The organism is Hymenobacter tenuis, from assembly GCF_054780495.1.
The window spans coordinates 1773636-1799707 of sequence record NZ_BAAGWF010000001.1 but is presented as its reverse complement, the minus strand read 5'-3'; the positions used below and the strand labels follow the sequence as shown (position 1 = coordinate 1799707).

The window sequence follows — 26072 nt, the reverse complement described above, 5'->3', positions numbered from 1 at the left end:
AGGGGTGCATCATCGTAAATCTGCTAACTTGCATCGGCTGTAAGAGAAAGCTGAAGGCGGCAACTCATAGGTTCCGAATTCAGTAAAACGCCCAGATCCTAAACCCGGCCGCTATTGGCTCGGAATTTGGCTTCTTCTCGTTTTTCTCTCCGCTTTGCACATGATCCAAACTGCTCGCCCTACTTTTTTTTACTCACTTTGCTGCTGGCTTTTCGGTCTGCTGCTGCTCACGTCTACCGCGTCGTGCAGCCAGGATCAGAAAGCTCAGATCAAAGACGCTTTACCTGATGCCTTAACCAAGGCCGGTGGCGCTCAGCCCACTCTCGACAGTGTGTACATTGTTAAGTATATGAGTGCTGATCCTAAGTTCAAAGACCAGATTGATTGGGCCAAGAAGTTCTATAAGGAACGTGGCTTCCGGTTGGGCTGGTTTCGGAACCACGAAATAGTGCCCCAGGCCAAGACGCTGCTCAGCGTTATCAACAAAGCCGCTGACGAAGGACTCGACCCTAAAGAATATAAAACCAAGGACTTCGATAAGCTCTTTGCTGATTTTGAGGCTGCTAAATCGGACTCTACTAAGCGCAATGCGCTGGAAAAGGAGATTGACGTAGCGCTATCGGGTACCTACTTTAACTATGCTTCCGACTTCTATCGGGGCACCGTAGATCCGCGCGCTGTCAAGTCAATTGACTGGCAGGTGAAACGCAACAAAGTGAAGCTGCATAAGGCCCTGATGACGATCCTGAAAGAGCGGGAAAGCATCTATGGCTACTATGATTTCGAACCACTGCACCCTGAGTACGACCGCCTGAAAAAGGCCCTGGCTGATTACCGCGAAATTCAGCGAAACGGCGGCTGGGCTACTGTTCCGGCAGGTACGCGCCTGAAGCCGGGCGCTGCCTCACCGGCCGTAACGGCCTTGCGGGCACGCCTGCTAGGAGGCCCCGCGGCCGCTGCTGAATCGACTGCAACGCCGGCCGTAGCTGTATCCAATACGGGCGGTACGCAGCCCGCTGCAAGTACGGCTCCGGCCCCAACGTACGATCCGGAATTGGTGGCGGCGGTAAAAGAATTCCAGACGCAAAACGGCCTGAAGCCCGACGGGATTGTGGCCGGCGAAACGGTACGACTGCTGAACATTCCGGTGTCGGAGCGCATTGACCAGATCATTCTGAACATGGAGCGTTGGCGCTGGATCCCGAAAAAGTTCGAGCCGAATTACCTGCTCGTGAATATTCCGGACTATACGCTGCACGTTGTAGAAGATAACAAGGAGGCGTTCACGATGCGCGTAATCGTTGGCAAGACGTTGAACGCAACGCCTATTTTCAGCGACAAAATGGAGTTTGTAGTGCTGGCTCCGTACTGGAATGTGCCCTACAGCATCATCGATAAAGAGCTGCGTCCGAAGCTGGCCGCCGATGCCTATGGTACTCTGGAGCGCCTCAACATGGAGGTTGTTAAAGGGTGGGGAGCCAAGGCTACCCCCGTTGATCCTACCTCCATTGACTGGAGCAACCTGACCGAGAAGACCTGGAAGTACACGCTACGGAAGCGTCCGGGGCCTAAGAATGACCTGGGAGATGTGAAGTTTATCTTCCCTAATTCCAACGATATCTACCTGCACGACACCCCCCACGACGAGCTATTCAGCCAGACCAAGCGCGGCTTTAGCCACGGATGCGTTCGGGTAGCTGAGCCCATCAAGCTGGCGGAATACCTGCTTCGCAACAAGCCCGGTTGGGACAGAGCTACCATCATGGACACCATTGCGGGGGGGCGCGAGAAGTACATTACGCTGCCAGAAAAGCTGCCGGTTTATCTGGTATATTTCACTACCTGGGCTGATGAAAATGGCAAGTTGCACTTCCGTGACGACATCTACGGCCACGACAAAGCCCTAGCTAAAGAGTATTTCAACTAGCGTCTAACCACGCCCACCTGCTTTCAACTACGAAGCCGTCGGCTACCTGCAAAGGTAGGCCGGCGGCTTTGCTCGTTTCATGAGATGCTATGCTTCGGTCTGCTTACGGTTAGTGCTTCCAGCCACCCTAGTAGTACCGAGCGCTCAAGTGAGTTTAGTAAAAACACGGCCCTAGCCTGAAGCTCAAGTATCAGGCGTAACCAAAGAGAGGCTAGGGTGGGAAGGCGGCCGATTTCGAGTTGGTAGGGTTTTGTTGCTAAGCTACCCCTAGTAGACCTCTAGAAAAACTTAGATGAGTGTCGTTTGGGTAACAGAGCAGCTATTTGCCTCGGGTAAAGAATGATGAACCATCCTTCAGCAATATCACGTCCTTTTGAGCCGACAGATGAAGTATGATTTACATAAGTAATACAATTGTAAATCAATTGCTGTTGTATACAATTGTCAATCGCAGAATTAGTTTGAAAAGTCATTTGTTAATAAAAGTAAACTAAGTAAAGTATGCGATTGAGGTGCTGGAAAGGCAGTACATTTGTAAATCAATGCTACTGCCACTATGCTTGATCGAATAAAGCAGATTATAAGCACCCAAAAGCTAAGCCCTACTCAGTTTGCTGATGCCATAGGGGTTTCTAGGCCTATTGTCAGCCATATTCTAAGCGGGCGCAATAAGCCGAGCTTAGAGGTAGTGCAGAAGATAGTAAGTGCCTTCCCAGGCCTATCGTTGTCGTGGCTACTGCTGGGTACTGGCCCCATGCAAGCACAGGTCCCCTCTGATGCCCCTAATCCGGGCCCTGAGAAGCCTGTAAGCAGCGCTAAACCCCTTGCGTCATCTGCCCCACCAGTAGAGGCTGTAGAAGCTCCGAGAGCAACTGCTACAACTCCGCCGGAGGTGATGGCTCCGGTTGTCGCAGAAATTACCTCCGTGGCCGCGCCTGAAAAGGTAGTGGAGGCTCCCGTAGCGGCTCAGCCTATTGCTTCAGTGGTGCCACCCGCCAGGGCTGCCGTTGTGGCGCCCCAACCCTCACAGCCATCGGACTTTGCCCTCGGGTTGGCCAATCCGGAGAAGCGTATTCGCCGTATAGTAATCTTTTATCAGGACGGTACCTTCTCTGACTTTAGGCCTGAGTAGCTCTTAGTTAGCCATGTGATGGTATATGTTTTATATTATTAAAATGCTATGTTATTTATCGTATTAATACAATTTGTCAGTATCAGTTTTAGTTCTCTAAATAGAGGTGGGTACTAAGAGTGCTAAGTAGTAAATTTGCTTTATTATATATTGTCTATGTGCCGGGCAAAACAACATATTATTGTTTGCTAATCCTGTTGATAGAACATAATTTTTGAATGAAGTAAATACCTTATTATCAAGGGATTGAAATAACGTAAATCAACTTGTTCTTGACATTAAAGTGCTTAGTAATGGTATTATCATTTACTTGGTAAAGTTATATCAATATAGGGTTCTTTTGTTGAGCTAACACAGTAGCCCTAATATGCTATGCTTGCTAATCGTATTGACTGCTGAAAAGACCTGAAAAGTCATACATACACTATTCATGGCCTCGCTAATACATTTAGTGAGAGAAACTGAAAGTGAGGTTTAGACTATTCATTAGCAGCCCAGCTTGAGTAGGCGTGTGAGCTCACCCTTTGCAGAGTACCTATTGCGCGGGAACTGTATACTCTAGCAAGTCAATACTGCCGACAAATACACGCTATATATCGGTTGATAGAATTGTAAATGCTCCTGCTAGCTCCCCCGAAAACCATGTGCTCCTGATAGGAGTTGCTATTTGTTAACAACCCTGCCGGCCTATCATGCAACAAGTAGTGGCCGGTGGTTTTCGATTCCGAAGGAAGTGCTTGGGAGTTTTCGGGTCGGTGCTTACCTTTGGCGCATGAAAAATCTTCGTCTGACTTTCCTGTTTGCCGCCTGCGCCTCGCTGTTCCTCTCGTCCTGCTCGCAAGCTCCCGATGCGGAGAAAGACCCCAACGCGGATGCGGCCTATAAGCGTAGCCACCGCACGGAGCAATACCGCGAAGCACAGCGTAGCAACGTTAATTACTAGCAATTAGGTAGTGCACTGAGGGGGCTTAATTCCTTAGTCGCTGCTTCTGCCCCATAAAAAAGCCCCGCTGGCTATGGCCGGCGGGGCTTTCTGCGTTCTGCAAGGGTTGCGGCTGACCCTAGCGCAGCACTGGCTGCAGGGTGGCGGATGGCAACAACGAGGGCAAGGAAATACCGGCCAGCAGTTCATTTTCGAGCAAATCGGCCCAGGTACGTAGGTATAGTACTACGTCATCGCGCTGGTTGTGCCGAAGGGCATCGCGGCGCTCAAAGGGGATGGCCATACGGATGGTGGGGTCAGAGAGACGCTCTAGGTGAGCCAAGTCTTGGCGGGTGAAGCCCAGTGCGAGCATTTCATCAATGGTTTCATCAATGGGCAGGCCGCTGGTAGGGCAGTAATCGGTTAGCTGCCGCTCCCAGTCGCCGTAGCGCTGCATGGCGCGGGCGTGGATTTCGCCTTTGGTAAGCTTGGTTACCGTTTGGGCCAGGTGCCCGCAGTTGCAGCTACCCATATGCCCCCATTGGTAAGGAGCTTGGGTAGCTAGGCGGTGTGCCGTATCGCGCAGTGCCTGAATAACGGGAAGAGTGCGTTGAGCCATAACAAAACAAGAGAAATGTGACGCAGAAAGAAGGACTTATCCTGTGAATAAGTTGCAGGGCCGGCCTTTTGTTTTTAGCGCAAAGAGGAGCTTGCCGGAAGGGCTGGGTCATAAAAAAATCGATGCTTCCTTACTAAGTAAAGAAGCATCGATTTTCGCGCAAAAACGCAACCTACTTACCGGCTACTGTCGCCGCGGAAGCGCCGGCGTTGGCCGCTGCCTCCTGAGCCGCCACTGCCTTCCGGACGAGCCCCGGCAGCCCGGCCTGCGGAACTATGCCCGCCGCGCTGGCCTTGTCCGGCGCCCCGGTCGTTCCGGCTTGGCGCCTGCCCTTGCGGACGGCCCGAACCTGCTGCCCGACCAGAATCAGCGGGCTGGGTGCCGCGGCCGGGGCGGGCCGGACGACCAGCCGGGCCCTTCGGCCGCTTAATAACCGGACCACCCGAAAGTGGTACTGGCGGCACCATGTTCGTTACGAAAGGATGCGCCTGCACCACGGGTACCTGACGGCGAATCAGCTTTTGGATGTCTTGAAAATAGGCGCGTTCCTCTTCGTCGCAGAAGGAAAGGGCCGTACCATCGGAGCCAGCCCGGCCCGTACGACCGATACGGTGCACATAGGTTTCCGGCTCGTTCGGAATTTCGTAGTTGATAACGTGAGTCAGCTCCTCCACATCAATACCGCGCGCCGCAATATCAGTAGCTACTAGTACCCGCGTACTACCTGCCTTAAAGCTACTAAGTGCCCGCTGCCGGTGGTTCTGGGACTTGTTGCCATGGATGGCTTCCGCCGGAATTTCGGCTTTGGCCAGCGTGCGAACCACTTTATCGGCTCCGTGCTTGGTGCGGGTAAATACCAGTACCCGCCGGATGTTGCTGTCCGTCAGGACGTGTTCCAGCAAGGCCGCCTTATCGTTTTTCTCGACCATGTACACGGCTTGGGTTACGGTATCAGCAGTGCTTGATACGGGGGTAACGGCCACTTTTACCGGGTTCGGGCGCAGGATGCTGTTGGCCAACTCCTGAATCTGGCCGGGCATGGTAGCCGAGAAGAACAGGGTCTGACGCCGGGTGGGCAACTTGGGCAGAATACGCTTGATGTCATGGATAAAGCCCATGTCCAGCATACGGTCGGCCTCGTCGAGCACAAACACTTCGATGTTGCGCAGGTCAACGAAGCCCTGACCCATGAGGTCGAGCAAACGGCCAGGGGTAGCAATAAGCACCTCAACGCCGCGCTTAAGCGCCTGCACCTGCGGGTGCTGGCCTACGCCGCCAAAAATAACCGTGGAGCGCAGCTTGGGTAGATGCCGGCCATAGGCTTGAAAACTTTCGCCGATCTGAATAGCCAGTTCCCGGGTAGGCGTAAGAATCAGGCAACGAATACGCCCGGGAGCATGACGCTCTACCTGGGCTGTTTGGTGCAAAATCTGAAGGATAGGTACGGTGAAAGCGGCCGTTTTGCCGGTTCCCGTCTGGGCGATGCCTAGCAGGTCGTGGCCTTCCAGCACCTGTGGAATAGCCTGCTGCTGAATGGGGGTAGGGGTAGTGTACCCTTCCTCGTGCAAGGCACGCAGGATGGGTTCAATAAGGTTTAGTTCGTCGAACGACATCAAAAGAGAAGAAAAAACAGCTGCCAAACGGGCAGTAGAAATGGCAAAACAATACTTGCTACGGCAAAGGTCGGCTTTTTTACGCCGACTGCCGGATATTGAACTGGGTATGGAAAAATATGAGCGACTTTTATGCTGATAGCAAGCAGTATAACAGCGGTTACCAGGCCTTGTTTACAGGCTTTTACGTGGTGCTGGGCCAGCGAAAAACGCGTGGGTATGAGCCAGGCGGCGGTAGCTGGTACAACACTATTCACGTGTAATTCCGTTTACTCTACTCGTAAATATGTTGTCTTTTAGTTAGTCGCCGTATGAAAATCACCGACCGTAAAGTTGCTTACAATGGTCATTATAAGCTTAGCCAGCTGCAAGTGCAGGATGGCGCCGATACGCTGCACCGGGAACGGTTTGAGCCCGGAACTGCGGTAGCGGCGCTGGTGTGGAATACCGAAACCCGGCAGTACATCCTGACGCGCCAGTACCGCATTGGTCCCGAAGCCGAGCTAGTGGAGCTGGCCGCCGGAATGATAGATGGAAACGAGGAACCGGAAGAAGCAATCCGACGCGAAATTCAGGAGGAGTTGGGCTATGAGGTAGAGTACCTGGAGCAAATTGCGCGCATGTACCCTTCGCCGGGCACCAGCTCTGAAATTATTACCGTGTTTTATGCCGAGGTAAAGCACAAATCCGGCGAGGGCGGGGGCCTGGCCGAAGAGCACGAGAAGATAGAAGCGGTGTATTTCACTCCCGGGCAACTCGCGGCTGCTTCTTTCCAGGATGGGAAAACTATTATTGCGGCCCAGTGGGCCCAATTGCGGCGCAGTTAAGCCCCGGTATCTACTATCAGCAACGCCCGCCAGACGTACCCACGTTGGGGTAGGCCTCGCGGGCGTTGCTACTAGGTATCTCTTAGCCGGAAAGCCTTCGGGCTACTGGGCTTTAATGATGTACTCGAAGTTCTGCTTGGTCTTGGCGTCGTTGATTACCAGGGTTACATCCTGGGGCGCCTCTACCTTCGTGAACGGAATCGTGCGCTTGCTCATGTACAGGTCGCGGTTCCAGAAACGGCCCTGGCCAGCGGGCAGCTCCGCCAGATTCAGTACTTCTTTGCCTTCCTTGGTTTTGGCTACTAGGCTGAGGTAAGCCGGATCAGCGTTCTGAGCGCCCCGACGATACATGGTAACCGTTAGCTGCCCGCCGGCCGGCAGGTGGTCGAAGCGGCGCTGGTAGGTGGTATCGGCCCAGTTGTTCATGCGCTTGAGCTCATTGATTTCCACCAGCAGCTCGGCATACGGGCGGTAGGCCACGCGCGTAACGCAGGCGTCTACCTCGGCATCCTCATCGGTGTTCTTGGTCACGTTGAGCACGTAGGGGCTTTCCTCATCCTTTTTAGGGAACGTGTATTTCTTGCGGGGCTTGCCTGGCATGTATTGGGCCGAAGCAGCCAGCGTGCCTAGTAGCAGAAAGGAGAGGAGGAAAAATTTCTTCATAATAGAAAGTAAAAGCCTGATGCAGGTATGGCCGGATTTCGACAGGGCAAAGATAGGAAATCTGTCGGCCGCTCCGGCGTGGTTTCGGCCAGTGTGGCATTTCCCCCGACAGAACTAGAGGTTGTGCTGTCCGGGCTGCCTAGCAGCTCTTGCTGCTGTAGGCCAAGTATGATTATACCAGCTTAAACAGTCAACCAGTAGCTTCAGCATAACAGTCAAATTTGTGTTTAAACAAATGGGTGTATGTGTTGATTCTGTGTTTTATTGAAAATAACCATTTGTTTAATTAGGTGCGTGAGGATTAACAGCTGATAATATACTTGCTGTATAAATCAGATAATGAGTCATTTGCTTATTTAATCCAAATGAGTAATATGACTCTGGGTAGTAGTCTCTTACTCATAGTACTGGTACTCATAACGGTAAAAGGCCGGCTTCTCGCTGCGGGCATCCGATGTTTCGCGTAGCAATAGCCCGTTGGGTAAATAAGAAAATACCGAGTAGGTTTTCTTGGCCGGACTATACACAGAGGATGTACTTTGCTCGTGAGAAATAATTTGATTGGCTGAGTTGTAGGTGTATTTTACTATCGTGGTAGCAAACTGCCCCGACCGATTTATGCGGGTCCAGGTTTGCTGCGTCGCTACCCTGTTGTTGCTGTCATAAGTCCAGCGTTGCCGGGGGTAACTGTAAAAGCCCTGTTTATGCCGGAGCGCCGACAAAACCTGAGCGTAGGAAAGCAGCGGGGCCACGTTTCCGGCCTCGTACTTTACTTTCTGGACCTTGGCAACATCACGCAAATCAAGGCTCCCAACTTCCAGGAGGCGGCCTCGCCGGCTAACGTTGTACAACGCCCCGGACCACTCCAGCTTCCCCAGCCCATTGTAGTTGTACTTCAGAACCAGTACGGTATCCGGGTGGGGGGTATAGCGCATAGTAAGGTCGCGGCTTTCCCGGTTCAAGATGGTGCTGTAGCCGAGCGGTATACCATGTGAAATAAACTCCGTCAGGAGCGTGTCAGCGCGCTGCTCCAGCTTCACTTCACTGATGGTAGTGCGGGTACCATTGGCCTTTATCACCTCTTGAATTCCCCGGCGCAGGTCGGGGTTGTAGGTATAAATTACCGTATGGCGCCAGCTAGAGGTTGGATACGTAATCAGGGACGTACAGCGGCCCCGCGCGTCGTAGCTCCATTGCCGGTGCAATTCCGGGCTAAGCTTCCTGTCTACCCTCGTATAGCGGCCAAACCGGTCGATTTCCTGATATGTAACCGTGTCGCGCACTTCACCCTCTTCCGTGAGGCGTACTGTGTGTACGGAGCGGACTTTGGCCTGCCGGAACAGGTTGCGCGTAAGCGAATCAGGATCAACCTGAATGGGGCCATCAAACTCGCGCACAGCTTCCACAGATTGCGCCGCGCTGGTTTGAACCGATAAAATGCCACTTAGCAGCAGAGAGGTACCTAGTAAATATATACGCACAAATAGAAACGGTTAATAAGCTTCCACTCTACACGCTACTAAGCAGCCAGAATCCGAAAATGCTTTCGGAGAGAAACACAGGCAGGGTACAGGGAGAGCCGGGTTGGGATTAAAAGCAGGGGTAGCAAAAAGTATTCCATTCGAGCTATGTAGTCGGGTATGCCACGCCTTTTCATCGGACGCTACCTTCCACGTGGCTTCCTAGGTCATGTTCGAGTCTGAACCGCTTCACTTTGCCGCTTGCGATTGGGTACCCCCAACGAAAAAACAGTTTTCTTGCTCCTCGCTACTGGCAAGCGTCGTGACGCTAGCTTCCCTATATTTAAGGCTGTTTTCTTTGCTTGCTCCGCTATGATGAAGGTTTTGCTGACGCTGGTTCTGGCGCTTTGCTGGCTTGCATTGTATGCGCAGGAGCCGCCGCGGGCCAACGTGTACACCAACCTTACAGCCCAGTATCAACTCACCTTGCCGGACACCTCGTGGCGCCAACACCTGAGCGACAATAAGCTGGGAGTAGTTTTTACGGCCGGGCCACCTCAAAACCAGGCTATTGTAACGGTAAGCGTCCGGCCGCTTTCTACTGCCCAAAAGGGTAGTGTCGGCCGGCCGGGCGCCGGTCAGCAGGATTCCGTTTGGAGCCGTATACTACAGCAGCCGCAGGCTCAGGTGCTTCGCCTTCAGCAGCATGCCGCCGGCTCTGGCCAGGAGTTAAGCTACCAGTATACATTCGCCATCCGCCCCGCTGCTACTGAAAGAACTCGGGTACTTGGGCGCCAGCTGTGGGGTAGTACTTATATTTATCAGGTGGAGTACCAGGCGGCTACTGCCCTGGACGCACGCTACCTGGCTGCCGGCGAGGAACTGGTGAAATCGTTTCGCTTAAGCAGTAGTCCGCCACGTACCGGCTATGTTGCGCAGCCGTGCGATGATAAGATGTACGGCATTGCGGCCTTGCGCTACGACAATGAGTTATGGGAAGACGACTGCCGTACGATTCATGAGTTTTCGGCAGCTGACCTGACCCGGCCCCCAAAAATTCATCGGCGGGCGTTGCCATTTCAGTCGTATGCGCTGGCCAAGGGCTTCGACAACTGCCTGTATGCCGTCACGAAGGCACCTACCAACGCGCCCGAATACGTGTACCGCTACAACCCGGCTACGCGCCAGGGCCGTTATACCTCCTGGAAGCTGCCTGCTCAGGGACCTGAAAACGTCTGGATTTCGGCGGCTACGGATGAGCAGGGCGACCTCTATTTCATGACTTCCGATGCCAACAAGCTCGTGAAAGTCAGCCCCACTGACAGCACCGTAACTCTGGTCTGGGCGTCAGACCCATTGCGAAAGGCGCCCTTCTATTCCACCATCGGGTTTGCGGGTGCCGGCACGCACGGCAACTTCTGTCTGGCCCCCGACCACACACTATACCAAGTGTATAGCACCGATGGCTCGTTGCTGAGCATCAACCTGAAAACCCGCCAGCCAGCCCCCAACCTGACGCCCATTAGTGGGCTGCCGGAACGCGGCGGCTACAGCGACCTGCTGCTGCAGAACGATGATTCCGGCCAGCAGCGTCTGTATCTGGCGGGCCCTAAAGCCATTTATCAGGTCGATCTGGAGCGCCGGCAGGCAAGTCAGGTACGGCGCGGTATTTATACAGATCTGGCAGGCTGCAATGTGTTTCGGGCTCCCTCACTGCCGGCCCCGTCCGCCGCTGCCGTGGCGGCCAGCAGTTGGCGGGGCCGGGTGCTCGATGCGGTTAGCTTCCAGCCCTTGCCCCAAGCCCAGCTGCACCTAGGCCCTACCGGAGCCGAAACCACCGTCTCGCTCACGGCTCAGGGGGCATTTTCGTTTCTGGTGGAGCCGGGCCATGCTACTGCCGCCCGCGCGGAGCTACCGGGGTATCTGCCCACCGACAGCACCTATATGCCGTTGGCGGGCCCGTACGTGCAGGATATTTTGCTGAAGCCACTGGCTATTGGCACCACGCTGCGTCTAAAGAATGTGCAGTTTGAACAGGGAAAATCGAGGCTGCTGCCTTCTTCCTACCCGGCCCTGCGCAAGCTGGTAAACCTGCTGACCACGAACCCGGCCCTGACCATTGAGCTGCGCGGCCACACCGACAACGTGGGGGCGGCAGACAAGAATGTGGTACTCAGTGAAAAGCGAGTAGCCGCTGTGAAGCTGTATCTGGTTAACCACGGCATTAGCGCTGCGCGCATCACGGGTATAGGATTGGGGGGGACGGAGCCTAGCGCCAGCAACGCCCAGGAAGCCACCCGCCGCCTGAACCGCCGCGTAGAGTTCCGGGTGACGGGACGGTAGCGGAAAGGCTTGCGGCCACTACTGCACTAGCTGGAGCTGGTTACTTGCTTTGCTTCGGTTTCTTCAGCCACTTCAGCGCCGCCGCTACCTTGGCATCTTTGGTAAGGTCAGTGAAGTTGTCGCCGCTGGTTATGAGCACGTCGGGGGTGAGGTGGGTTTTGTAGGCTACCTGGTTGCGGTCGGCGTCTTGCAACCCGGCAATCGTGAGGTAAGAAGTACCGCTGATTAGGTAGCTCTCATTGGCCGTAGTGGCGCCGTAAGTGGGTTCTCCGAAGGAGCGGGTAACGGGCCGGCCGCGCAGGCTGATAGCCACTATTTCGCCCGAGCTGGCCGTCATGCCGCTGAGCAGCACAGCAATGGGCTTATCGGTACGGCGTACAGGGCAGCGGTTTTCCAGCGTGGTTACTTGCATGGTATCCATGTAGAAGTTTCCCTGGCGCAGATACCACTGCTGGTCGGGCTTGCCGTCTTTATCCACGAAACCGCCCAGATGACCGTCGCCGATAAGGGGGGCAAGGCCAGCCAGCATAGGAGCCATTGCGCCGCCATCATTCAGGCGCAGGTCGATTATCCAGGCTTTGGCTTTATCGGGGTTGATGCGACAGAGGGAGTCCTGCACCACCTTGGCCGCGTCGCGCATAGCTTGCAGGCTGCCCCCGGCATTGATGCCCGGCAGCTGTACGTAGCCTACGTTCCCGGGCAGCATCTTCACCAGCACGCCCGGCTTTTTCGCCAGGGCTTCCTTCACGGTGGCGTTGGCGTAAACCTTCCGGGCCTGGTTGCGCCACTTGTAGGATTTACCTTTATAGGTCAGCCAGCCGTGGTCGTCCTTCAACTGCTCAAACACATAGGGGTAAATCGGGAGCAGCTCCCGCACCGATTGTGCCCCCTGCGCTTTTTGATACACTGTCTGGCGCAGTTGGGACCAATCCACGGTGTTGCGCTCCAGCGAATAAGTTTCTAACAGTGTTAAGCTTTTATCCAAAAACGTTTTAACCGAATCGGGGAGAGGCGTAGTAGTAGTTTGACACTGTGCCACCTGAGCGGTAGCCATAAGTAACACGAGTAATCCTAATTTCTTCATGCTACGAAGATGCGGATTGCAGGCAAAGGGTTGGTTGTGCTGATTTCTTTATTGTGCGTAGATGTATTGGCTGATTTGTGCCGCTAGAACGACTAAATGGCGAGGTGCTATAGGTGTTTATCGATAGGACAACCCCAGGTTATCAAGTAAGTGGAGTTGACGAGCAATCCAAGAAGTCCATTGATAATCCTCCTTATGCAGTTCCAGGAGTTGCCAATACACCTCTGCTACTTCTATATACACTGGCTTAAAGTCGTAGGCATTCGTATCAGAACGTTGTAAAGGGCTGTCAGGGAAGCTCTTTTTTGCCAGTGGGCTCATCTCTAGCAACGCATCGGCTACAGCTAGTTGAATTTGATAGCTTTTGCTCTCGAGTTGAGCACGTAACGTTTCAACTACTAAGGCCGGATGCCGATGGCGGTACCTGTTTCTGCTTAGTGCGTGGATGTACCGCAGAGTAGCATGATCCTCTGTTGACTTAGTAATACAACTGACCAGTTCATGAAGGGAATTTTCACCCGCAACATTTAAGGCCCAGGTGGCTCTGTCGAAAACAGGAATGTCGCCAGTGATTAAGAGACGAATTAATTGATTAGTAAGAAGTTTGGCGTCGTTATGTAGTTGTAATGGATATTTTTTCACTAGCATATCCAAGCTGAAAAAGACAACTCTATCATCTGAACTGCTAAGGTTTGCTACGCAAATGGCATATAGCTCAGGTATTACCTCTAGTTGGACAAGCTGCCGTAGAGCGGTTAGTTGCTCCTCAGTGTTACTTGACTTTAAGTGTGTTAGTGCTTCTGAGGCTGTCATGTCAGCGTATTTCTTGTTCTACTTTCCACCCATACTCTTATCCCGCGCTCCTTTAAACTCGGAGCCGGCGCGCCATTTGGGGAAGGTGGTTTCATTGGCTAGGCGCTGCCCTACCCGGAAATACAGCTGGGCGTCTTGGGCAATGCCGCCTAGGTCCCAACTAGGGTCAAACTGGTCGGCGGGCTTGTGGTACATGTTAGTGGTATAGTTCTGGCGCTGCTTGGCAATGGCCTCTTTGCCGCCGGTGCGGCTCTCAAAACCGCCGCTGGCATAGAGCGAGGGGACGCCCACGTGGGCAAAGCTGAAGTGGTCGGAGCGGTAGAACATGCCGGTTTCGGGTGTCTGGTCGGGTAGCACGTAGCGGCCCTGCTCTTGGGCGGCGGCGCGGGCATAGTCCTCCAGCTCCGACTGGCCGTAGCCAATAACGGTGAGGTCCTTCATCTGACCGTAGGGCCAGAGCATGTCCATGTTCAGGTCGGCCACTGTTTTGTTGAGCGGAAACGGCGGGTGCTGGGCGTAGTACGCCGAGCCAAGCAAGCCCTGCTCTTCGCCCGTTACGGCTAGGAACACGATGCTACGGGCTGGTTTCTGCTTGGCCTGCTGAAACGCTTCGGCAATGCTCAGCAGCGCGGCCAAGCCTGTGCCATCATCTACGGCACCGTTATAAATGGAGTCGCCGGCTATGGCTTTGCCTACCCCAAAATGGTCCCAGTGCGCAGAGTAAATGATGTATTCGTTCGGGCGAGTGGTACCGGGCAGCACGGCCAGCACGTTGCGCGAGGTTTGGCGGCGCATTGTGTTCCGGATGCTGGCCGTGAGCGTGAGGTTACCTAGCGGCTTCGCCCGGAAGCCCTTGGTATTGGCGGCGGTGTAGAGCTGGTCGTAGTTCTGGCCGGCCGCCGAAAATAGCTTTTTGGCGGCATCAAGCGTGAGCCAGCCTTCTAGGGCGCACTTGTCGGCGCCTTTGTTGGGGGTTTGGGCGCGCAGCTTCGGGCTGATGGCGCCGCTTAGCACCACTGACCAGGGGTAGGCGGCCGGTTTGGTATCGTGTACGATGAGCAGGCCGGCGGCACCGTGGCGGGCAGCTTCCTCATATTTGTAGGTCCAGCGGCCGTAGTAGGTCATGGCCTTGCCGTTGAACAGAGTCGTGTCGTTACCGGCGTTGCCGGGGTCATTTACCAGTACCACCACGGTTTTGCCTTTCACATCGAGGCCGGCATAATCATCCCAGCCGTACTCAGGGGCTACCACGCCGTAACCGGCAAACACCAGCGGCGAGTTACTCACACTCACCTCGGGCTGCTCGCGCTGCGTGAAGGCCACAAAATCAGTTTTGTATTGCAGACTCAGCGGCTGCCCGCCGCCCTTAATCTGCAGGGTAGCGGAAGGGGTGCCCGTGATTTCAACTAGCGGCACCGGCTGAAAATAGGTGCCATTTGGGCCCGGCTGAAGGCCTAGGCGCTTGAATTCAGTGGCCAGATAGGTTGTGCTGCGCTCCTCGCCGATGGTAAAGGGCTTGCGGCCCATCATCTCATCCGAGGACACCGCCTGCAAATACTTGCTGATGCTGGCCGCACTGATAGCGCCGCCAGAGGCAGACGTATCCGTGGCAACTGCACTTGAATCGGAGGTGGTGGCGGTGGTAGTTGCAGAGTCGGCGGTGTTAGCTTGCTTCGACTGGCAGCCGGCCAACGCCAGGCCCAGCAGCCAAACCGGAACCGATAAAACAGAGGAGAAACGAGTAGAAAAAGGCATACACAGTGGAAGGAAAGAGGTTGTGGCCAGTGGGACCCGACTTGAGCGCAGTAACCCACCTAGGAACCTGACAGATACCATTCGATTTCTCAATAGTAGCCAGATATTCGCGAAAGTGCTAAAAGGAACGCGGGTGCTTTAGCATGGCGGGTGCGGCGCACTTTGCGCGCTAGGTTACCTGGTGGGCTACTCCAATGCAGTCAGTAATGTACTTCGAATAGGCTGATAACCATGTTGATGGGGTTTGGCTATGGCGAAGGCCTAGGGAATTCCGGGCGCACTAGCTTCATCATTAGCTCAAACCACCGTTTTTTGTCGGGTTATTCGTTTTATCCTTACCCTCAATGGCATGCCCTTAACACTTTTGCTGGTGCTCTTACTAAGCGCGGGGCTTACGGCCGGAAGCATCTTTTTTTACCAGCGCAAGCGTACGGGGGCGGCTGTAGTTTTGCTGATGGGAGCGGCCTTGGCGTTGCGGCTGGTGCTGATTTGCCTGGATCCGTTTTTGCACGAATGGGACGAACGGTTTCATGCGCTAGTGGCCAAAAACATGCTCCTGGCCCCCTTGCGCCCGGTTTTGCGCGCCAACCCTGTACTGGGCTACGATTACCGAAATTGGTGTTGCAACCACGTATGGCTCCATAAGCAACCCTTGTTTCTGTGGCAGCTAGCCTTGGGGCTAAAAGTGTTCGGGATAAATGAAGTAGCCCTCCGGATTCCCAGCGCCTTGCTTGGGAGCTTGCTTGTGTGGCCCGTGTACCGGATTGGCCGGCTGGCGTTTAGCGCGGCCGTTGGCTACCATGCGGCGCTACTGCTGGCGTTTGCCTGTTATCAGCTGGAGCTTACCATTGGCTTTCAGAGCGTCGACCACAGCGACGTGGCGTTTATGGTGTACGTCACAAGCAGCATCTGGGCCTACTATGAAAGTCGGCAGTTGGGCGCCCGCACCTGGGTTTGGATTGGCCTGACGGGATTGTTTGCAGGCGCTGCCGTGCTGTGCAAATGGCTGCCCGGCCTGGTAGTGTACGCCGCCTGGGGGCTGGATATCGTGCTGCACAGTGAACGGCGCCAGCAGCCCGCTGCCTATGGCCCGCTGCTGGCGGCCCTTGCCCTCACGGTGTTGGTGGTGCTGCCGTGGCAGCTATACACGCACCGTACATTTCCGCTTGAAAGCGCCTTTGAGCAGGAGTATGCTGCCCTGCATTTCACGCAGGCGCTGGAGGACAAAGGCGGGGCGTGGCATACCTATTTTACCAATACCTTATGGAGCCAGTATCATTGGCTGGTGCTGCTAATAGGGGCCGGACTACTACTGCAGTTGCTGCCCACCTGGCGGGGGCGGCCGCGGCGGGCGCTGCTGGTGTGCTGCGGGGCCATATTCGGGTTTTTCTCGCTGGCGGCCACCAAAATGCCTTCATACACCTACGTGGTGGCTCCGCTGCTGCTGGTGTTGGCGGCTGTGGCCTGGGTGGCAGGACTACAGTGGTTGCGGCAGCGGGCAGGGCTAGGGCGCCGCATAGCAGCAAGTGTTTTCTCGGTGCTGGTTGTGCTAGCCTGCCTACAGCCCTGGACCCTGCTGAAAAACCACGTCGATGGCTTCGCTTCTGCGGAGCGGCGGCAGGAGCGGCAGCGCCGGAAGCAGCATAAACAGGTCTACAGCCAGCTGAATCAGTTAGTGCCGCCGGGTTATGTGGTGTTCAATGTGCCGCCTCTGGAAAACATCGATGCCATGTTCTACTCGCAGCGCAACGTGTACGAGGGCTGGCCCACGGAGCAGGAATACCAAAGTCTGCAGCGACAAGGTATTCGGCTGGCCGCGTTTGCCGAGCGAAACCCAGAGAATGCCCGGCCTGCTTATCTGCAAAATACGATTGTACTACTGGTACCCGCTTCCCTAGACCAGTAACAGAGCTGTTTCAGAAGTAGTGGAAATCGCACAAGTCCCGGTTGGGAGTGGCCGAAAACTCCAGAACGACCATGCTGAGCAGGTGGCTTAAGGAGCCAACTACTCAGCATGGTTGTTCCTTTGGTATCATCATTTGCAAGTCCAGTAGATATTCAGCGACGCGACGCACCGCCTGTTGTTCGCCTGCCTCTTCGGCGCAGTGAAGCCGGCTACTAAGTTGCTAGGTAGTAGTTTGTGAGCAGCCGACGGGAGCCGGGGCGCTGTTGCGCGTATCCTTTCGTGACACGTATTACCCCTTGCTTACCGGGTTGAGTGGCGGCCTACTTTGTAGGTTGGCTTGGCGCTAGCTTTTTTGCGGAACAGGGAAGTGCGCTTCTTTCTGGATTTGCGGCCTTTGTATTTCTTATAAAATGGGCGGTGCGTGTACGATTTGCCCCGCATTTTAGCGCGGGCGTACCGCGTGGGCCTCCCGGCCTCAGCTGGCTCCGGGCCGCTTACCATCAACAGCGCAAAAATCAATATCAGAATGCGTATCATACTCCAATAGGGGTTGTTTGGGGTCTAAACTCCGTTTGCGCTGAAAAATTGTGGAGCTACTAGCCCTGCTGCCGGCTCAAACCGCCGCAAACCAAACGGCCTCCCTTGCCAAATGACAAAGGAGGCCGATGAATTTTACCTATGAAGGGTGTTTCTATTCCCCACCAATCGTCTGGTTACGCGACGGTCTTCTGGGGGTAGTGTTGTTGTTTTTCTTTCTCTTGCGCCAGAACTGGAACCACTTCTGACGGTAGCGGATAGTGCGCTTCTTGCGGGCCTTTCTGCCGCCGCCTTTGTACGTGCGGTAGTTAGGGCGGTGTACGTATACTTTACCGCGCATCTTGGCGCGGGCCGCCGGTCCGCCCTGGGCCAACGCCGGGCTAATATCAACCAATGCCATCAGCATCAGCCAGAGAATTAGAAGAAATCTAGGCATAAATAAAAAGTGAAGCCGCCAAATGGAACGCGAAAGTACCAAACCCGGAGGCAAATGTTCGGCCAGAATAGAAGGTGGTTGAAAAAAAAGTCAGCCAAAGGATCTACAGCCGAATAAAAAAGTTCCTACCAGGGCAACAAAAATGTGCCTCTACGAGCTTCTTTGCTAGTTTTTTACCCCTTGTGCCTTCGTGGTGTTTTTAGATCTGGTAGCTTTGGCTACCGTTTGCACGGCACTTGCATTTCCCTATCCATCTATGCTGCATTCTATCTTATCAGCTGAACCGCAGCTGCGTACTGCCCTGCTAGGCCTTGCCGTGGGCGATGCCTTGGGCGTCCCGGTCGAATTTAAAAGCCGCGCCGCCCGTCGCCAGGATCCGGTGGTGCATATGCGGGCATATGGCACCCACAACCAACCGGCCGGTACCTGGTCAGATGATGCGTCGCTTACGTTTTGCCTGGCCGAAACCATAGCGGGCGGCTTCAGCCTCCCGAAGCTGGTGCGAACCTGCTGCCGCTGGTACCTCGAAGGTTTCTGGACGCCGCACGGGACCGTATTCGACGTTGGAGTGACCACTCGGGAAGCGCTAAGCCAACTCGCCGCCGATCATACGCTGTTGCAGGCGGGCGGCCAGGATGAGTACAGCAATGGCAATGGCTCACTGATGCGCATGCTGCCCCTAGCTTTTTATCAGCCTGATGCCTTACTACAAGAGCGTTTCCAGCTTATTCAGGCAGTTTCTGCTGTTACGCATGGGCATATCCGCTCGGCAGTAGCGTGCTTCCTGTATCTGGAGTTTTGCCACCACCTGCGCTTGGGTTGCACCATTGAGCAAGCCTATGCCCGCTTGTGCACAGAAGTGCCCGCGCAGCTGCAGCAACTACATATTCCGGTCCACGAAACCGAGCACTTTGAGCGCATCCTGAGTGGGCGCCTACCTGATCTGCCCCAATCAGCTATTAGTAGCGGCGGCTACGTGCTGCACACCCTGGAAGCGGCGCTCTGGTGCTTGTTGCGCCACGAAACCTATACAGAAACCGTGCTGGCCGCCGTGAACCTCGGCGATGATACCGACACAACCGGTGCCGTGACCGGCGGCCTGGCCGGACTCTACTATGGAGAAGAAGCCATTCCCGCCGACTGGCTGCAGGTACTAGCCCGGCGCCCCGATATCGAGGACCTAGCTCGGCGCATGGCGGTGGCGTTGTAAAGACCTACTAGGGGCAGAGTTGGCCTGAACCCCCTTATCTAGCTTTTGCCGCTGATAAAAAGACGAGGTAGGGGGAAAAGCAAAAGGCCCTTCAGCGCGATGCTGAAGGGCCTTTGCGGTCCGGACGGGACTCGAACCCGCGACCTCCGCCGTGACAGGGCGGCATTCTAACCAACTGAACTACCGAACCGTTTTACACTAACCAGAAAGCCGTGTGCTTTCCGTTATTGTGATGCAAATATAGAAGGTCGATTCTGACCGTGCAAACAAAAAATTGCCCTGACAGGCACATACGGGCTTTTTTAAACGATATTGTTCTGTTACTAAACAGGATAGAGTGCGTAATTTTTTTTCAAGGGAAGCGCTTTCTGTATGGTTCGAAGGAAAACTACCGCTTCTTGACCTTCACTGACGTGTATTCCCGTGTGGGTTGTCCCGACAGCACCGAGTAAGACCCATGAGGAGGTTTAGAGCAGGAGTGGGGGTAGTAGCCGGCAGCAGTGCAGCACAGAAAACGGCCGTCTGCCTTTGCCACTGATGAAAAGATGAGGTAGGGGAAAAAAGCAAAAGGCCCTTCAGCTGTGTGCTGAAGGGCCTTTGCGGTCCGGACGGGACTCGAACCCGCGACCTCCGCCGTGACAGGGCGGCATTCTAACCAACTGAACTACCGAACCAAGGTTGTTCTACTTCGCTGCCCTAGTGGCGTTGAAGTGGTGCAAAAGTAGAGGGACGAATTGGACTGCGCAACACTACCTCTAAAAAAAGATGAAAAAAGAAGCGGCTTAAATTGTTTCAGGCTGTTGCTCAGGCAGAAAAATTTTTCAAAAATTCGGAAGGAGTGGGCAGTGCGCGGTTTCGACCTCGTCGCTTACCTTTGCTTTCTTCTCAATTCCCCCTCGCAACCTCAACACGCACCCTGCCCGTGGCGATGCTCCTCGATTTTGAACAACCAATTGCCGCTCTCGAAGGCAAGCTCCGTGAAATGCAACAACTGGCCCTCGATAGCCAGGTAGACGTTTCAGCCGCTGTAACGGCCCTCGAAGAGAAAATTCAGGCGCTTAAGAAAGAGACCTACGCCAACCTCACGCGCTGGCAGCGCGTGCAGCTCTCGCGCCACCCCGACCGGCCCTACACCCTCGACTACATTGAGGGCATGACCGAAAAGTTTATTGAACTGCACGGCGACCGCACCGTAGGCGACGACAAAGCCATGGTGGGCGGCTTTGCCGAGCTTGATGGCCGCTCCGTAATGTTTATTGGGCAGCAGAAGGGCCGCAACACCAAGCAGCGCCAGTTTCGCAACTTTGGCATGCCCAACCCCGAGGGCTACCGCAAGGCCCTGCGCCTGATGAAGCTAGCCGAGAAGTTTAACCGCCCTATCGTTACCCTGATTGACACGCCCGGCGCCTTTCCGGGCCTGGAGGCCGAGGAGCGGGGGCAGGGCGAGGCTATTGCCCGCAACCTCAAGGAAATGTTCCTGCTGAAGGTGCCCGTTATCTGCATTATCATCGGCGAAGGTGCTTCGGGTGGTGCGTTGGGTATTGCCATCGGCGACCGGGTGATGATGCTGGAAAACACGTGGTACTCCGTTATTTCGCCGGAATCATGCAGCAGCATTCTGTGGCGCTCCTGGGATTACAAAGAGCAGGCCGCTGAAGCCCTCAAGCTCACGGCTATTGATATGCTAAAGGCTGGTCTTGTAGACGGAATCGTGAAAGAGCCCCTCGGCGGCGCGCATACTGATGCCGCCACCATGATCAAGACTCTGAAAAAGACCATTCTCAAAACCCTTGACGAACTGGAGGCCCTGCCCCACGAAGAGCGCATCAGTCAGCGGATTGATAAGTTCTCGAACATGGGAGTGGTAGCAGAATAATCGGATAAGCACTCTCTAAATTGTATGAAAAAGCGCAGTCAGGCGGGTACTTCCAGCTGACTGCGCTTTTGCTTTTTAGATCGTTTATTGCTCATATTTCACTGTTAACTGCTTGTTGAAAAGATGACTGTTCATACCCTCGATACCGGCCTGTTTAAGCTTGATGGCGGCGCTATGTTTGGCGTGGTGCCCAAGAGCATGTGGCAAAAGCTCAACCCCGCCGATGAAAATAACATGTGCACCTGGGCGTTGCGCTGCCTGCTGATAGAAGACGGAAACCGGCTCATGCTAGTGGACACGGGTATTGGCAACAAGCAGGACGCCAAGTTTCGTGGGCATTTTTATCTACACGGCGACGACACGCTGGAAAACTCCCTGCGCCAGCGCGGTTTCACCGCCGCCGATATCACCGACGTTTTTCTAACGCATCTGCACTTCGACCACGTGGGCGGGGCTGTAGTGCGCACCTCCGATGAAAAGCTGCAGGTAGCCTTCCCGAACGCCACGTACTGGAGCAACCAGGCGCACTGGGACTGGGCCGTTACACCCAATCCGCGCGAGAAGGCCAGCTTTCTGAAAGAAAATATCCTACCCGTGCAGGAAAGCGGCCAACTGCGTTTCCTGGAGCCGGGCGCCGCATTGCCGGCGGAACTGGGCGGCCTGCGTGAAATCATCTATGCCGACGGGCATACTGAGAAAATGATGCTGCCGGTGCTAGAGTACAAGGGCCGCACGCTGGTGTTCGCCGCCGACCTGATACCAAGTGCCGGGCACGTGCCACTGCCCTACGTAATGGGCTACGACATGCGCCCCTTGGTGACCATGGATGAAAAGGAGCGCCTATTGCGCCGGGCTGCCGACGAAAATTGGGTGCTGGTACTGGAGCACGATGCCCAGACTGAGTGCATAACCGTGCAACACACTGAGCGCGGCATCAGGGCTGCCGAATCGTTTCGGCTAGCAGACCTGTAGGAGCTACGCCAGCAAATACTCCTTGCAAGTGGGGCAACCTTACGCCTAGGTCTCGTTAAAGGCTAAACCTGAGAAAACTCATGACCATTAACCAATGCTAGGATTAGCTTTTTCTGGCGGCGGGGCGCGCGGAATTGCGCACCTGGGTGTGCTGGCCGCCCTTGATGAGCTGGCCCTGCCCATAGGGGAGCTGGCCGGAGTATCCTCAGGCGCTATTGTGGCGGCGTTTTATGCTGCGGGCTTTCCGCCCCGCGAGATTTTGCGTCTGTTCCAGGAGGTTAGCCTGGGCCAGATTACCCGCTTGGCGCTCAGCAGCTACGGGTTGCTGCGCATTGATGGGGTAGGAAAGCTGTTCGAACTGCACTTGGGCCCCGATGCCACGTTTGAGCAGTTGCGCCTGCCGCTTACCCTAATAGCTACCGATATCAAGGAAGGCGTGTCGGTGCGCTTTTCGGAGGGGCTGTTGATTCCGCCACTGCTGGCTTCCTCAGCTGTTCCCGTGCTATATCGGCCCGTGGAATACCAAGGGCGGCACCTCGTGGATGGCGGCTTGCTGAATAACTTGCCGGTAGAGGCCTTACTAGGCAAGCCCGGCCTGAAAGTGGTGGGTGTGCACTGTAACCCACCGCACAAAGAGGCGCGAATTAGCACGCTGCGGGGCCTTATTGAGCGGACGCTAAACCTGGCAGTTGGGGCCAATACCTACCCTAGCAAACAGCACTGCCACCTATTGCTGGAGCCGCCAGAGCTGGGTGCTTACCGGATGGCGCAGTACCGAAGGGCCCCTGAACTGTTTGAAATAGGATACCGCTACACCCTGAGCAAGGCCAAGGAGTTGGAAGCGTTACTGGAGCAGGAGTAAGGCTGCGGCGCTTCCGTAACATTTCTCTAGCTTTGAGCTGCAGTAGCCCCCTAGTACCCGGCTACCACTTACTTCCCGCATGGCTGCACGCAAAACCTCTACTTTCTGGTATCTGTTTTCAAAGTTCTGGTTCTGGATTACTGGGTGGCACCTGGGTCCGCAAGTGCCGCCAAACATCAAGAAAAGCATGATGATTGCGGCACCGCACACCAGCAACTGGGACTTTATGTTTGCCCGGGCCGCCTTTTTCCTGATGGATGTCGATGTTCGGCTAACCATTAAAAAGGAGTGGACCACTATTCCACTGCTAGGGGGGCTGGTGCGCAGCCTGGGCGGCCTAGCCGTCGACCGGAGCAAAAACAATAGCCTCGTAGATGGCATGGTGCAGCTCTTTAATGAGCGCGACGAACTCGTGATTCTTATCACGCCGGAAGGCACGCGCAGCTACCAGCCCAAGTGGCGCAAAGGCTTCTACCACGCCGCTATGGGCGCCGGAGTGCCTATTTTGCTTGGTTACCTCGACTACAAGAACAAGGAAGCAGGCGTGGGGCCGGCCTTCTGGCCCACCGGCGACTACGAAAAGGACCTGGAGGAAATAAAGGCATTTTACCGCACCAAGCAAGGGCGCTTTCCGGAAAAAGGGGTTCGGTAAGACACAAAGGCTAGTAATACCCGGGTAGCCTGGCTTCCGAAGTCCGGATTACCGCTTACCTTAAAGCCTCATTACCTGCTACTGCTCATGGAAAAGGTGCAAACTCTGGTCTGGATTCTGGTTGTTCTGGCGGTATTCGTCTGGCGCATGGTGCAGAAGGCCAAAGCCACCACGGCTCGGGAGCAGCAGGAGCGGCGCTTTTCCCGCCCCGACCCATCCGGCAAGCCACGCCCTATAGCGCCGGGCTTGCCGGCCACCTCCTTTGAGGAGTTGCTTCGGCAAATGCAAAATCAAAACAAAAGCACGCCGCCCGCCTCAACGCCAGCACCTACTTTTCTGCCCGAAACCACTCCAGCCGGCCGACCTATGCCGCAGGAGAAAGCGCCAGCCGCACGTAGTCTGGAAATGGAGCAACGCAATGCCCGCTCCCTGGAGCGGCAAGCCACTACCGCCCGCTCGCTGGAAACCACCCGAAAAGAAGCGCGCCTAGCCTCTACGCTTCCCCGAACAACCACGCAGCATCGCAACGAGGATTACTGGAGCCGGCCAGAAGCGGCTGCGCAATCCTCTACGCGCGCTACCGTTGCTGACTCGCTCCGGAACCCCGCCAGCGTGCGCGCTGCCTTTGTGCTCAGTGAAATTCTGCAGCGGCGCTTCTAGGCTCTCTTTCAAGCCAAACCCCGCTGCCACTAAACTGGGGCAGCGGGGTTTGCTTTGTACTGTAGGTTGCTAGGCTTAGTCCTGCGTTAAAGCATAGGTAACCAGGTTGGCGCCCATCTTCAGCGCTGCTTCGTGGGTAGCAGGCGTGTCTTCGGGGTAGGTGCCGAGGTCTTCCCAGCCGTTGCCTAAGTCGCACTCATAGCTATAGAAGCATACCAGGCGGCCTTTGTACAGCAGTCCGAAGCCTTGGGGGCGCTTGCCGTCATGCTCGTGCACTTTGGGCAGGCCGCGCGGAAACTGAAATTTCTGGTGGTACACCGGATGCGAGAACGGCAACTCCACAAACTCCAGATCCGGAAATACCTTTTTCATTTCCGGCCGGATAAACTTATCGAGGCCATAGTTATCATCGATGTGCAGAAAGCCGCCGCCAATAAGGTAGCGTCGCAGATTACGCGCCTCTGCATCCGTAAACGACACGTTGCCGTGCCCCGTCATGTGAATGAAAGGATACGTGAGCAGTTCCGGCGAATCTAGCTCTACGGTGGCCTCCTCGGGATTGATGTTGGTTTTTAGCGTTTGGTTGCAGAAGCGTATGAGGTTGGGCAGGCTCGTTTTATTCGCGTACCAGTCGCCGCCCCCGCCATAGTGCAGCTTGGCAATACGGAAACTAGGCGCCACCGGTGCGGCGGCAGTAAGCAGCACGAGCAGGAGCAGGGCCGGAAGCAGAAACTTCATCATACAGTAAAGATGCGCAAAATGGGGTAAGCAGCTACGCCATAACTCAGGCGGTTGCCTGGCAGGTTCCGGCTGTGGGCACGGGTGGTGCTGCGGACCGCTGTATACTAGTTTTTAAGAACAACCAACTCTCACATACGGTACACTTCCGGTTTTGTAAATAGTCTGCTCTCGAAGTTCAACAACCTCATATGGTGCCTGTTGCCGTATTACTTAAGCCAGCTCCCGGGCAATATGCACCGTGTGCACGGCTGCTAGCGCGGCAGTTTCGGTTCGGAGCCGGGAGGCACCTAGCGTAACCGGCCGGATGCCCAGGGCAAAGGCCGCTTCAATTTCCTGGGGCGTAAAATCACCTTCGGGGCCAATAAGCACGCAGCAGCCGTCGGCGGCAGCGGCCACGCGGGCCAGCGGCGTCCGCTCGCCATCCTCAAGGTGGGCAATAAACGTAGTGGCAGGGTTTGCAGTGGGCAGGAACCTAGTAAAATCGGTGAGTTCAGTGAGCTCCGGCAGCCATGCCTGCCCCGACTGCTTCAGGGCACTGACGGCAATTTTCTGGAGCCGCTCCAGCTTCAGCTCGCGCCGCTCAGAGCGGGCGCACCGCAAAAACGTCATCGTATCGACGCCCATTTCCACGGCTTTCTCCACCAGCCACTCCATTCGGTCGAGGTTTTTGGTGGGCGCTACAGCCACATGCACGTGGTAGGCGCGGCGTGGCACTTGTTCTTCGCTCACAACCCGCAGGCGGCAGCGCTTGGCGTCCGCCGTCTCTACCTCAGCCTGGTACACACCGCCGCTCCCATTCACCAGCACCACCGCGTCGCCGGTTGTCAGGCGTAGTACCCGCACGGCGTGCTTGCTTTCGTCTTCGGGTAAGGTGTAGGTCGGGAGCGTAAGGTCGGGGGCGAAGAAGGTGTGCGGCATACGGCAAAGCTACGCTGAAACCAAGAGGTTTGCCTGCTCGCAAGTGCGTTGGGCTCCTATACAAGCAAGCATTTCATTGAATCTACTAGCTAGCAAATCAGCTTGATCCCTGCTTCTTTCATTGAGTAGGAAATTGTTGGCAAA

23 protein-coding genes and 2 tRNA genes are annotated in these 26072 nt (G+C 55.3%); 12 read left to right on the top strand and 13 right to left on the bottom strand.

Features of this window, described 5'->3' with window-relative positions:
* Positions 1-160 precede the first annotated feature (160 nt).
* From ACYVGU_RS07885 to ACYVGU_RS07875, 3 genes are all read left to right on the top strand, one after another.
* Positions 161-1927 (top strand): L,D-transpeptidase family protein, encoded by a 1767-nt coding sequence (locus tag ACYVGU_RS07885; RefSeq protein WP_460621595.1) that lies wholly within the window; start codon positions 161-163, stop codon positions 1925-1927.
* A gap of 556 nt (positions 1928-2483) precedes the next feature.
* Positions 2484-3059, top strand: a complete 576-nt coding sequence (locus ACYVGU_RS07880; protein ID WP_460621594.1) for a helix-turn-helix domain-containing protein — start codon at positions 2484-2486, stop codon at positions 3057-3059.
* Positions 3060-3831: 772 nt separating this feature from the next.
* Positions 3832-4002 (top strand): hypothetical protein, encoded by a 171-nt coding sequence (locus ACYVGU_RS07875; protein WP_460611653.1) that lies wholly within the window; start codon positions 3832-3834, stop codon positions 4000-4002.
* A gap of 118 nt (positions 4003-4120) precedes the next feature.
* Here ACYVGU_RS07875 and ACYVGU_RS07870 read toward each other — a convergent pair whose 3' ends face one another.
* Positions 4121-4600 (bottom strand): hypothetical protein, encoded by a 480-nt coding sequence (locus ACYVGU_RS07870; RefSeq protein WP_460611654.1) that lies wholly within the window; start codon positions 4598-4600, stop codon positions 4121-4123.
* A 176-nt stretch (positions 4601-4776) separates the two neighbouring features.
* Positions 4777-6213, bottom strand: coding sequence for a DEAD/DEAH box helicase (locus tag ACYVGU_RS07865; RefSeq protein WP_460621593.1), 1437 nt, complete (start codon positions 6211-6213; stop codon positions 4777-4779).
* A 311-nt stretch (positions 6214-6524) separates the two neighbouring features.
* Here ACYVGU_RS07865 and ACYVGU_RS07860 point away from each other — a divergent pair, with 311 nt between their 5' ends.
* Positions 6525-7040, top strand: a complete 516-nt coding sequence (locus tag ACYVGU_RS07860) for an NUDIX hydrolase (protein ID WP_460611656.1) — start codon at positions 6525-6527, stop codon at positions 7038-7040.
* A gap of 102 nt (positions 7041-7142) precedes the next feature.
* Here the strand turns inward: ACYVGU_RS07860 and ACYVGU_RS07855 are convergent, their stop codons facing one another.
* Entirely contained in the window at positions 7143-7703 is a 561-nt protein-coding gene (locus ACYVGU_RS07855) for a hypothetical protein (RefSeq protein WP_460621592.1), read from the bottom strand.
* A 395-nt stretch (positions 7704-8098) separates the two neighbouring features.
* Positions 8099-9184 carry a hypothetical protein gene (locus ACYVGU_RS07850; RefSeq protein ID WP_460621591.1) on the bottom strand — a complete coding sequence of 362 codons (1086 nt, stop codon included), beginning with the start codon at positions 9182-9184 and terminating at the stop codon, positions 8099-8101.
* 351 nt (positions 9185-9535) lie between these two features.
* Between ACYVGU_RS07850 and ACYVGU_RS07845 the strand changes: the two genes are divergently transcribed.
* Positions 9536-11506: an OmpA family protein gene (locus ACYVGU_RS07845; protein WP_460621590.1), complete on the top strand. Its 1971-nt coding sequence runs from the start codon at positions 9536-9538 to the stop codon at positions 11504-11506.
* A gap of 40 nt (positions 11507-11546) precedes the next feature.
* Here ACYVGU_RS07845 and ACYVGU_RS07840 read toward each other — a convergent pair whose 3' ends face one another.
* The 3 genes from ACYVGU_RS07840 to ACYVGU_RS07830 form a co-directional block, all read right to left on the bottom strand.
* Positions 11547-12560: a S41 family peptidase gene (locus ACYVGU_RS07840; RefSeq protein WP_460621589.1), complete on the bottom strand. Its 1014-nt coding sequence runs from the start codon at positions 12558-12560 to the stop codon at positions 11547-11549.
* Between the two features lie 147 nt (positions 12561-12707).
* Positions 12708-13232, bottom strand: a complete 525-nt coding sequence (locus tag ACYVGU_RS07835; RefSeq protein WP_460621588.1) for a hypothetical protein — start codon at positions 13230-13232, stop codon at positions 12708-12710.
* A gap of 189 nt (positions 13233-13421) precedes the next feature.
* Positions 13422-15158: a M28 family metallopeptidase gene (locus ACYVGU_RS07830; RefSeq protein ID WP_460621587.1), complete on the bottom strand. Its 1737-nt coding sequence runs from the start codon at positions 15156-15158 to the stop codon at positions 13422-13424.
* A gap of 349 nt (positions 15159-15507) precedes the next feature.
* On the opposite strand from ACYVGU_RS07830, the gene ACYVGU_RS07825 reads away from it, so the two are divergent.
* A complete protein-coding gene (locus ACYVGU_RS07825) occupies positions 15508-17064 on the top strand; it encodes an ArnT family glycosyltransferase (protein ID WP_460621586.1) in 1557 nt (518 codons plus the stop codon).
* A gap of 300 nt (positions 17065-17364) precedes the next feature.
* Here ACYVGU_RS07825 and ACYVGU_RS07820 read toward each other — a convergent pair whose 3' ends face one another.
* Together ACYVGU_RS07820 and ACYVGU_RS07815 are read right to left on the bottom strand one after the other, a co-directional pair.
* Positions 17365-17601, bottom strand: a complete 237-nt coding sequence (locus ACYVGU_RS07820; protein ID WP_460621585.1) for a hypothetical protein — start codon at positions 17599-17601, stop codon at positions 17365-17367.
* A 154-nt stretch (positions 17602-17755) separates the two neighbouring features.
* Positions 17756-18037, bottom strand: coding sequence for a hypothetical protein (locus ACYVGU_RS07815; protein ID WP_460611665.1), 282 nt, complete (start codon positions 18035-18037; stop codon positions 17756-17758).
* A 256-nt stretch (positions 18038-18293) separates the two neighbouring features.
* Here ACYVGU_RS07815 and ACYVGU_RS07810 point away from each other — a divergent pair, with 256 nt between their 5' ends.
* Positions 18294-19247 (top strand): ADP-ribosylglycohydrolase family protein, encoded by a 954-nt coding sequence (locus tag ACYVGU_RS07810; RefSeq protein WP_460621584.1) that lies wholly within the window; start codon positions 18294-18296, stop codon positions 19245-19247.
* A 116-nt stretch (positions 19248-19363) separates the two neighbouring features.
* Here ACYVGU_RS07810 and ACYVGU_RS07805 read toward each other — a convergent pair.
* Both ACYVGU_RS07805 and ACYVGU_RS07800 read right to left on the bottom strand, forming a co-directional pair.
* Positions 19364-19437, bottom strand: a tRNA-Asp gene (locus ACYVGU_RS07805).
* Positions 19438-19847: 410 nt separating this feature from the next.
* Positions 19848-19921 (bottom strand) — tRNA-Asp (locus ACYVGU_RS07800).
* A gap of 254 nt (positions 19922-20175) precedes the next feature.
* On the opposite strand from ACYVGU_RS07800, the gene ACYVGU_RS07795 reads away from it, so the two are divergent.
* From ACYVGU_RS07795 to ACYVGU_RS07775, 5 genes are all read left to right on the top strand, one after another.
* On the top strand, positions 20176-21123 hold the full coding sequence (locus ACYVGU_RS07795) for an acetyl-CoA carboxylase carboxyltransferase subunit alpha (RefSeq protein WP_460613117.1): 948 nt from the start codon (positions 20176-20178) through the stop codon (positions 21121-21123).
* A gap of 123 nt (positions 21124-21246) precedes the next feature.
* Complete coding sequence (locus ACYVGU_RS07790) at positions 21247-22095, top strand: MBL fold metallo-hydrolase (protein ID WP_460611667.1); 849 nt, start codon at positions 21247-21249, stop codon at positions 22093-22095.
* Positions 22096-22189: 94 nt separating this feature from the next.
* Positions 22190-22957 carry a patatin-like phospholipase family protein gene (locus ACYVGU_RS07785; RefSeq protein WP_460621583.1) on the top strand — a complete coding sequence of 256 codons (768 nt, stop codon included), beginning with the start codon at positions 22190-22192 and terminating at the stop codon, positions 22955-22957.
* Between the two features lie 79 nt (positions 22958-23036).
* On the top strand, positions 23037-23609 hold the full coding sequence (locus ACYVGU_RS07780; protein ID WP_460611669.1) for a lysophospholipid acyltransferase family protein: 573 nt from the start codon (positions 23037-23039) through the stop codon (positions 23607-23609).
* Positions 23610-23696: 87 nt separating this feature from the next.
* Positions 23697-24269: a hypothetical protein gene (locus tag ACYVGU_RS07775; RefSeq protein ID WP_460621582.1), complete on the top strand. Its 573-nt coding sequence runs from the start codon at positions 23697-23699 to the stop codon at positions 24267-24269.
* Between the two features lie 75 nt (positions 24270-24344).
* Here the strand turns inward: ACYVGU_RS07775 and ACYVGU_RS07770 are convergent, their stop codons facing one another.
* Together ACYVGU_RS07770 and ACYVGU_RS07765 are read right to left on the bottom strand one after the other, a co-directional pair.
* Entirely contained in the window at positions 24345-25010 is a 666-nt protein-coding gene (locus ACYVGU_RS07770; protein WP_460611671.1) for a DUF4159 domain-containing protein, read from the bottom strand.
* 210 nt (positions 25011-25220) lie between these two features.
* On the bottom strand, positions 25221-25928 hold the full coding sequence (locus tag ACYVGU_RS07765; protein WP_460621581.1) for an RsmE family RNA methyltransferase: 708 nt from the start codon (positions 25926-25928) through the stop codon (positions 25221-25223).
* Positions 25929-26072 lie beyond the last annotated feature (144 nt).